At 72.7% G+C, this 1519-nt stretch carries 3 protein-coding genes; 2 read left to right on the top strand and 1 reads right to left on the bottom strand.

Features of this window, described 5'->3' with window-relative positions; translation table 11 throughout:
• Positions 1–404: FAD-binding oxidoreductase (locus tag ACYVE7_RS33845; RefSeq protein WP_460370634.1), on the bottom strand; the 404-nt coding region annotated here is incomplete at its 3' end.
• Positions 405–456: 52 nt separating this feature from the next.
• Between ACYVE7_RS33845 and ACYVE7_RS33840 the strand changes: the two genes are divergently transcribed.
• Positions 457–1062 carry a TetR/AcrR family transcriptional regulator gene (locus tag ACYVE7_RS33840; protein WP_460370632.1) on the top strand — a complete coding sequence of 202 codons (606 nt, stop codon included), beginning with the start codon at positions 457–459 and terminating at the stop codon, positions 1060–1062.
• Positions 1059–1519 (top strand): FAD-dependent oxidoreductase (locus tag ACYVE7_RS33835; protein ID WP_460370630.1); only part of this gene is annotated, 461 nt, incomplete at its 3' end. The genes ACYVE7_RS33840 and ACYVE7_RS33835, both read left to right, overlap by 4 nt.

Raw genomic sequence — 1519 nt, 5'->3', positions numbered from 1 at the left:
CCGCCGACGACGGAGGTGCCGCCGCCGAACGGCACGACGGCGAAGCCGTGCTCGGCCGCCAGCCCGAGGATCGCCTGGACGTCGTCGTGGTCGGCGGGCAGCACGACGGCGTCGGGGGTGTCGGCGGTCTCACCGGCGCGCAGCGCCAGCAGATCGGGGGTGGATTTGCCGCGGGTGTGGCGGATCCGGCTCTCGGCGTCGGTGCGGACCTCGCCGTGCACCGCGAGCGCCGTGAGCGCCGCCTCGCCCAACCGGGGCGCGGGTGGCACGATGTCCTCCAGCGCGACGGGCGGCAGGTCGCGCGGTTTGACCCCGAGCAGGTCGCGCAGCAGGGAAACCACGGATTCGGGCAGCGGCGCCGCCTGGGCGGGGTCGCCCCATCCTGACCACAGCATGTCGGCCATTGAGCCGTCTCCTCGTTGTCGTTGCTCATCGCTCTGTGATTCACTGTGACACATGACGTCGATTCGTCACAACACCCGCCGTGTGGATGAGGACGCCGTCCTCGACGCCGCCCGCGACTGCGTCCTCGCGGTCGGCGTGCGCCGCACCACGCTCACCGACATCGCCCGCAGCGCCGGAGTCTCCCGGATGACGCTCTACCGGCGCTGGCCCGACGTCCAGACGATCGTCAGCGATCTGATGACGCGCGAATGGCTGGCCCTGGCCGCCGCCGTGATCGCCGAGGCGTCCGGCGACGCCCGGCACCGGATCGTCGACACCCTGGTCACCGGGGTCCGGCTCTTCCGCGAGCATCCACTGCTCCGCAAGATCATCGAGGTGGACCCTGAGCTGCTGCTCCCCTACATGCTGACCAGGACGGGCGCCTCGCAGGAGGCGTTCCTCGAACTGATCGAGCGGGAGCTCGTCCAGGGCCACGGCGACGGCAGCATCAGGCGCGACTTCCCCGCCCGGCAGGCGCGCGGGCTCCTGCTGATCGTCCAGTCGTTCGCGCTGTCGCTGCCGACCATGACGGGCCCCGGCGAGCTGGCCGCAGCCCGGTTCGACGAGGACCTGCGCCGCGTCCTCCTGCTCGCCCTGACCCCTGAGGAGACGCCTTGAACAGCTCGCTCAACGCCGAACGCCGCGCGCGGGAGCTCGCGGACGACGCGGTCGTGGACGTCCTGGTGATCGGGCTGGGCGTCACCGGCGCCGGGGTCGCGCTGGACGCCGCCTCCCGCGGCCTGTCGGTGACCGCGATCGACGCCCACGACCTGGCGTTCGGCACCTCCCGGTGGAGTTCCAAGCTGGTCCACGGCGGACTGCGCTATCTGGCCTCCGGCCAGCTCGACGTCGCCCATGAGAGCGCCGTCGAGCGGGGCGTCCTGATGACCGCGACCGCACCCCACCTGGTCAAGGCCCTGCCGTTCGTGATGCCGCTCACCCCGCTGATGTCCCACCGGAACGCCGCGCTCGCCGAGGCGGGGCTGCGGGCGGGCGATCTGCTCAGGGCCGCCGCCAGGACCCCGCGCTCGGTGCTGCCGGGACCGAGCCGGCTGAGCGCCGCCAAGACCCTGGA

The organism is Actinocorallia lasiicapitis (genome assembly GCF_054778695.1).
Note: the sequence above shows the minus strand (reverse complement) of the source record. Positions and strands in the feature narration are given on the sequence as shown.

Excerpts from the sequence above, each read along its gene's own strand:
- ACYVE7_RS33840 (WP_460370632.1), top strand. The coding sequence starts at position 457 with ATGACGTCGATTCGTCACAACACCCGCCGTGTGGATGAGGACGCCGTC.